The following is a 7,500-nucleotide window of genomic DNA, read 5'->3' as shown; positions in this document are numbered from 1 at the left end:
TAACGATCGTGTCTCTAGAAAGGAGGTGTTCCAGCCGCACCTTCCGGTACGGCTACCTTGTTACGACTTAGCCCCAGTTACCAGTTTTACCCTAGGCAGCTCCTTGCGGTCACCGACTTCAGGTACCCCCAGCTTCCATGGCTTGACGGGCGGTGTGTACAAGGCCCGGGAACGTATTCACCGGATCATGGCTGATATCCGATTACTAGCGATTCCAGCTTCATGGAGTCGGGTTGCAGACTCCAATCCGAACTGTGACCGGCTTTATAGATTCGCTCCCTGTCACCAGGTGGCTGCTCTCTGTACCGGCCATTGTAGCACGTGTGTAGCCCAGGACGTAAGGGCCGTGATGATTTGACGTCATCCCCACCTTCCTCGCGGTTTGCACCGGCAGTCTTGTTAGAGTTCCCGACATTACTCGATGGCAACTAACAACAGGGGTTGCGCTCGTTATAGGACTTAACCTGACACCTCACGGCACGAGCTGACGACAACCATGCAGCACCTTGTAAAGTGTCCGAAGAAAAAACTGTTTCCAGTCCTGTCACTCTACATTTAAGCCCTGGTAAGGTTCCTCGCGTATCATCGAATTAAACCACATGCTCCACCGCTTGTGCGGGCCCCCGTCAATTCCTTTGAGTTTCAAACTTGCGTTCGTACTCCCCAGGTGGGATACTTATCACTTTCGCTTAGCCACTCAGAATTGCTTCCGAACAGCTAGTATCCATCGTTTACGGCGTGGACTACCAGGGTATCTAATCCTGTTCGCTCCCCACGCTTTCGTCCATCAGCGTCAATCTATTGTTAGTAACCTGCCTTCGCAATTGGTATTCCATGTAATATCTAAGCATTTCACCGCTACACTACATATTCTAGTTACTTCACAATAATTCAAGTTCTACAGTATCAATGGCAGTTCGACAGTTGAGCTGCCGGATTTCACCACTGACTTATAAAACCGCCTACGGACCCTTTAAACCCAATGATTCCGGATAACGCTTGGATCCTCCGTATTACCGCGGCTGCTGGCACGGAGTTAGCCGATCCTTATTCTTACGGTACCGTCAAAACCCTACACGTAGAGTCGTTTCTTCCCGTACAAAAGCAGTTTACAATCCATAGGACCGTCATCCTGCACGCGGCATGGCTGGTTCAGACTTGCGTCCATTGACCAATATTCCTCACTGCTGCCTCCCGTAGGAGTCTGGTCCGTGTCTCAGTACCAGTGTGGGGGATCTCCCTCTCAGGACCCCTACCCATCAAAGCCTTGGTATGCCGTTACCATACCAACTAGCTAATGGGACGCATGCTCATCTTGTACCGAAATTCTTTAATATAAAAGTGATGCCACTCTTATATACTATGGGGTATTAATCCGGATTTCTCCGGGCTATCCCCCAGTACAAGGCAGATTGCATACGCGTTACGCACCCGTGCGCCGGTCTCAAAATAGCAAGCTATTTCTACCCCTCGACTTGCATGTGTTAGGCCTGCCGCTAGCGTTCATCCTGAGCCAGGATCAAACTCTTCATCGTATATTTTAATATTTTTACGATCTTTATTGCTAGGTCTGTTTTTCGATAAATCGAGTTTCTTACTCTCTCTTTATGCTGTCAATCCAATATGTCTATGAACGTGTCTTCTTATTTCTTAATCACTCCTCAGGTAACACCTCTCAGCGTTCCCTCTCAAAGCGGCTGCAAAATTACAACTTCTTTTTAAACCTGCAAGCTTTTTTTTAAAAAAAAAGCTTTTTTATTTTTTCAAAACTTAAGGCCTCTCATTTATATAAAAAACCCTATCCATTAAAGGATAGGGTTTTTAAAAGAAAGGCAGTGTCATACTCTCCCACAAATTGCAGTACCATCTGCGCAAGCGGGCTTAACTTCTCTGTTCGGAAAGGGAAGAGGTGAGCCCCGCCGCAATAACCACCTTAAGTCGTTTATCTGTTTCAGGTACAGGTTACAGGTTAAACCGGCAACAATAACGTTGAACTCAGAACACAGCTTAGCTGTAATATTTTAACATATTGAGATAAATAATATAATATGGTTTCAATTAGAAAGTTTCTTCCTCCCGCAGGGCGGGAGGAAAGAGCGTACATAAGCTTACGGGTTATTAGTACTACTCGACTTTGACATTACTGCCTTTACATCTATAGCCTATCAACGTGGTCATCTTCCACGACCCTTAAAAGAAATCTCATCTTGTGGTGGGTTTCGCGCTTATATGCTTTCAGCGCTTATCCCTTCCAGACGTAGCTACTCTGCGGTGCCCCTGGCGGGACAACAGATACACTAGAGGTCTGTCCAACTCGGTCCTCTCGTACTAGAGTCAGATCCACTCAAATTTCTAACGCCCGCAGTAGATAGAGACCGAACTGTCTCACGACGTTCTGAACCCAGCTCGCGTGCCACTTTAATGGGCGAACAGCCCAACCCTTGGGACCTTCTCCAGCCCCAGGATGTGACGAGCCGACATCGAGGTGCCAAACCCCCCCGTCGATATGAGCTCTTGGGGGAGATCAGCCTGTTATCCCCGGCGTACCTTTTATCCTTTGAGCGATGGCCCTTCCATACGGAACCACCGGATCACTATGCTCTACTTTCGTACCTGATCGACCTGTATGTCTCTCAGTCAAGCTCCCTTATGCCATTGCACTCTACGCACGGTTACCAAGCGTGCTGAGGGAACCTTTAGAAGCCTCCGTTACTCTTTTGGAGGCGACCACCCCAGTCAAACTACCCACCAAGCAATGTCCCGCACAGCATGCGGTTAGGCCTCAGATAAGCAAAGGGTGGTATTTCAACAACGACTCCACAACGCCTGGCGACGCCATTTCAAAGTCTCCCACCTATCCTACACATCACTTATCCAAGGTCAATACTAAGCTATAGTAAAGGTGCACAGGGTCTTTTCGTCCCACTGCGGGTAATCGGCATCTTCACCGATACTACAATTTCACCGAGCTCATGGCTGAGACAGTGTCCAGATCGTTACACCATTCGTGCAGGTCGGAACTTACCCGACAAGGAATTTCGCTACCTTAGGACCGTTATAGTTACGGCCGCCGTTTACTGGGGCTTCAATTCAATGCTTCTCCGAAGATAACATCTCCTCTTAACCTTCCAGCACCGGGCAGGTGTCAGGCCCTATACTTCATCTTACGATTTTGCAGAGCCCTGTGTTTTTGATAAACAGTCGCCTGGACCTTTTCACTGCGGCCAGCATTGCTGCTGGCGACCTTTCTCCCGAAGTTACAGGTCTATTTTGCCTAATTCCTTAGCCATGAATCTCTCGAGCACCTTAGGATTCTCTCCTCGACTACCTGTGTCGGTTTAGGGTACGGGTACTTATAATCTAAGTTTAGAAGGTTTTCTTGGAAGCCCTTAGGCACACTATCACTTTGTCCGAAGACTCCGTGTACTATCGTATTTCACCAAAATCTGCGGATTTGCCTACAGATCCTATAGTTACGTACTTTAACGAACTATTCCGTCAGTTCGCGGTGCTTTCATCACTCCGTCACTCCATCACAATTATAAGTAGTACGGGAATATTAACCCGTTGGCCATCGACTTCCCCCTTCGGGTACGCCTTAGGTCCCGACTAACCCTCAGCTGATTAGCATAGCTGAGGAAACCTTAGTCTTTCGGTGTGCGGGTTTCTCGCCCGCATTATCGTTACTTATGCCTACATTTTCTTTTCTATCCGCTCCAGCAATACTCACATATCACCTTCGACGCCGAATAGAATGCTCCCCTACCACTTACGTAAAACGTAAATCCATAGCTTCGGTAGTATACTTATGCCCGATTATTATCCATGCTCGTCCGCTCGACTAGTGAGCTGTTACGCACTCTTTAAATGAATGGCTGCTTCCAAGCCAACATCCTAGCTGTCTGGGCAGACAAACCTCGTTTATTCAACTTAGCATACATTTGGGGACCTTAGCTGATGGTCTGGGTTCTTTCCCTCTCGGACATGGACCTTAGCACCCATGCCCTCACTGCTGGTAAACATTATATAGCATTCGGAGTTTGTCAGGAATTGGTAGGCGGTGAAGCCCCCGCATCCAATCAGTAGCTCTACCTCTATATAACTTAAGCCAGCGCTGCACCTAAATGCATTTCGGGGAGTACGAGCTATTTCCGAGTTTGATTGGCCTTTCACCCCTACCCACAGGTCATCCGAAGACTTTTCAACGTCAACCGGTTCGGACCTCCACTATGTGTTACCACAGCTTCATCCTGCCCATGGGTAGATCACACGGTTTCGCGTCTACCATTACTGACTCAAGCGCCCTATTAAGACTCGCTTTCGCTACGGGTCCGTGACTTAATCACTTATCCTTGCCAGCAACGGTAACTCGTAGGCTCATTATGCAAAAGGCACGCCGTCACCCCACTAAAGGGCTCCGACCGCTTGTAGGCGTATGGTTTCAGGATCTATTTCACTCCGTTATTCACGGTTCTTTTCACCTTTCCCTCACGGTACTGGTTCACTATCGGTCTCTCAGGAGTATTTAGCCTTAGCGGATGGTCCCGCCGGATTCAGACAGGGTTTCACGTGCCCCGCCCTACTCAGGATACCACTATCTATTATATTCATTACCTGTACGGGATTATCACCCTCTACGATGCAACTTTCCAGATGCTTCCAGTTCTGTTTACATAGAATGTCGTGGTCCTACAACCCCAATATTGCCGTAACAACATTGGTTTGGGCTAATCCGCTTTCGCTCGCCACTACTCACGGAATCACTTTTGTTTTCTCTTCCTCCGCCTACTTAGATGTTTCAGTTCAGCGGGTTCGCCTCCTATCGGATACTATATCTTCAATATAGTGGGTTGCCCCATTCAGAAATCTACGGATCAGTCGGTATGTGCCCGTCCCCGTAGCTTATCGCAGCTTATCACGTCTTTCTTCGCCTCTGAGAGCCACAGGCATCCCCCATACGCCCTTATTTTGCTTATTGTACTTTTCTTGTGTGCTATCGCTAACACACAACTGTGCTTTCTATAATTTTTTTCTACTGTATTGTTTATCTCAATATGTCAATGAACGTGTGTCCCGTAGGACTTGTGGAGAATATCGGAGTCGAACCGATGACCTCCTGCGTGCAAGGCAGGCGCTCTAGCCAGCTGAGCTAATCCCCCATTCTTCTTTTTTGAATGTTGAATTTTGAACGTTGAATTAATATTCAATACTCAACTTCCAGAATTTCCTTTTTTTAAAATAAGAAGAGATTTAGTAGTCCCGGGCAGACTCGAACTGCCGACCCCTACATTATCAGTGTAGTACTCTAACCAGCTGAGCTACGAGACTATATAAAGTATTAAGTAGGCAGTATTAAGTATTAAGATGCTTTGCATCATCGTCTTAATACTTGGTACTCAATTCTTTGTACTTTAAGAGCTCTCTTACTTTAAATTTTTGAACTAACAGCGAGAGTAAGTCTTTTACTTACCTTCTTTTTAAACCTAACGATCGTGTCTCTAGAAAGGAGGTGTTCCAGCCGCACCTTCCGGTACGGCTACCTTGTTACGACTTAGCCCCAGTTACCAGTTTTACCCTAGGCAGCTCCTTGCGGTCACCGACTTCAGGTACCCCCAGCTTCCATGGCTTGACGGGCGGTGTGTACAAGGCCCGGGAACGTATTCACCGGATCATGGCTGATATCCGATTACTAGCGATTCCAGCTTCATGGAGTCGGGTTGCAGACTCCAATCCGAACTGTGACCGGCTTTATAGATTCGCTCCCTGTCACCAGGTGGCTGCTCTCTGTACCGGCCATTGTAGCACGTGTGTAGCCCAGGACGTAAGGGCCGTGATGATTTGACGTCATCCCCACCTTCCTCGCGGTTTGCACCGGCAGTCTTGTTAGAGTTCCCGACATTACTCGATGGCAACTAACAACAGGGGTTGCGCTCGTTATAGGACTTAACCTGACACCTCACGGCACGAGCTGACGACAACCATGCAGCACCTTGTAAAGTGTCCGAAGAAAAAACTGTTTCCAGTCCTGTCACTCTACATTTAAGCCCTGGTAAGGTTCCTCGCGTATCATCGAATTAAACCACATGCTCCACCGCTTGTGCGGGCCCCCGTCAATTCCTTTGAGTTTCAAACTTGCGTTCGTACTCCCCAGGTGGGATACTTATCACTTTCGCTTAGCCACTCAGAATTGCTTCCGAACAGCTAGTATCCATCGTTTACGGCGTGGACTACCAGGGTATCTAATCCTGTTCGCTCCCCACGCTTTCGTCCATCAGCGTCAATCTATTGTTAGTAACCTGCCTTCGCAATTGGTATTCCATGTAATATCTAAGCATTTCACCGCTACACTACATATTCTAGTTACTTCACAATAATTCAAGTTCTACAGTATCAATGGCAGTTCGACAGTTGAGCTGCCGGATTTCACCACTGACTTATAAAACCGCCTACGGACCCTTTAAACCCAATGATTCCGGATAACGCTTGGATCCTCCGTATTACCGCGGCTGCTGGCACGGAGTTAGCCGATCCTTATTCTTACGGTACCGTCAAAACCCTACACGTAGAGTCGTTTCTTCCCGTACAAAAGCAGTTTACAATCCATAGGACCGTCATCCTGCACGCGGCATGGCTGGTTCAGACTTGCGTCCATTGACCAATATTCCTCACTGCTGCCTCCCGTAGGAGTCTGGTCCGTGTCTCAGTACCAGTGTGGGGGATCTCCCTCTCAGGACCCCTACCCATCAAAGCCTTGGTATGCCGTTACCATACCAACTAGCTAATGGGACGCATGCTCATCTTGTACCGAAATTCTTTAATATAAAAGTGATGCCACTCTTATATACTATGGGGTATTAATCCGGATTTCTCCGGGCTATCCCCCAGTACAAGGCAGATTGCATACGCGTTACGCACCCGTGCGCCGGTCTCAAAATAGCAAGCTATTTCTACCCCTCGACTTGCATGTGTTAGGCCTGCCGCTAGCGTTCATCCTGAGCCAGGATCAAACTCTTCATCGTATATTTTAATATTTTTACGATCTTTATTGCTAGGTCTGTTTTTCGATAAATCGAGTTTCTTACTCTCTCTTTATGCTGTCAATCCAATATGTCTATGAACGTGTCTTCTTATTTCTTAATCACTCCTCAGGTAACACCTCTCAGCGTTCCCTCTCAAAGCGGCTGCAAAATTACAACTTCTTTTTAAACCTGCAAGCTTTTTTTGAAAAAAAATTTCTTTCATTTTAAAAGCCCAAACCGGTAAAAATTTCAGTGATTTCAATTGTTTCGATTACTCAAAACAGGAAGGCAAAGGTACTATCTTTTTCTCTTAACCTGCAAATCTTTTTGATTATTTTTTTTCGGTTATTTTAAGTGATTTCCTTTTTCAAATCAGTCACTCAAAAGCTGGTCTCAATCTCTCAATGTACGTCGCTGTATTAGCGGGTGCAAAACTAGTAAAGTTTTTCTTTTCTGCAAATATTTTCTGAACTTTTTTTTC

2 tRNA genes and 4 rRNA genes are annotated in these 7,500 nt (G+C 46.9%); all 6 read right to left on the bottom strand.

Going from position 1 to position 7,500, the window contains the following annotated elements:
• Nucleotides 1-18: 18 nt before the first annotated feature.
• The 6 genes from ABS768_RS17440 to ABS768_RS17415 all read right to left on the bottom strand — a co-directional run bounded on the left by ABS768_RS17440 (nt 19) and on the right by ABS768_RS17415 (nt 7,019).
• Nucleotides 19-1,535, bottom strand: a 16S ribosomal RNA gene (locus ABS768_RS17440).
• Nucleotides 1,536-1,827: 292 nt separating this feature from the next.
• Nucleotides 1,828-1,936 (bottom strand): 5S ribosomal RNA (rrf, locus tag ABS768_RS17435).
• A 162-nt stretch (nt 1,937-2,098) separates the two neighbouring features.
• Nucleotides 2,099-4,978, bottom strand: a 23S ribosomal RNA gene (locus ABS768_RS17430).
• A gap of 107 nt (nt 4,979-5,085) precedes the next feature.
• Nucleotides 5,086-5,159: transfer RNA gene (locus ABS768_RS17425), tRNA-Ala, on the bottom strand.
• A 95-nt stretch (nt 5,160-5,254) separates the two neighbouring features.
• Nucleotides 5,255-5,328 (bottom strand) — tRNA-Ile (locus ABS768_RS17420).
• A gap of 174 nt (nt 5,329-5,502) precedes the next feature.
• Nucleotides 5,503-7,019, bottom strand: a 16S ribosomal RNA gene (locus ABS768_RS17415).
• The 16S, 23S and 5S rRNA genes sit together here with 2 tRNA genes alongside, the layout of an rRNA operon.
• Between the last annotated feature and the right edge of the window lie 481 nt (nt 7,020-7,500).

The sequence above is a fragment of the Flavobacterium rhizophilum genome, from assembly GCF_046000485.1.
Taxonomy (GTDB): Bacteria; Bacteroidota; Bacteroidia; order Flavobacteriales; family Flavobacteriaceae; genus Flavobacterium; species Flavobacterium rhizophilum.
Note: the sequence above shows the minus strand (reverse complement) of the source record. Positions and strands in the feature narration are given on the sequence as shown.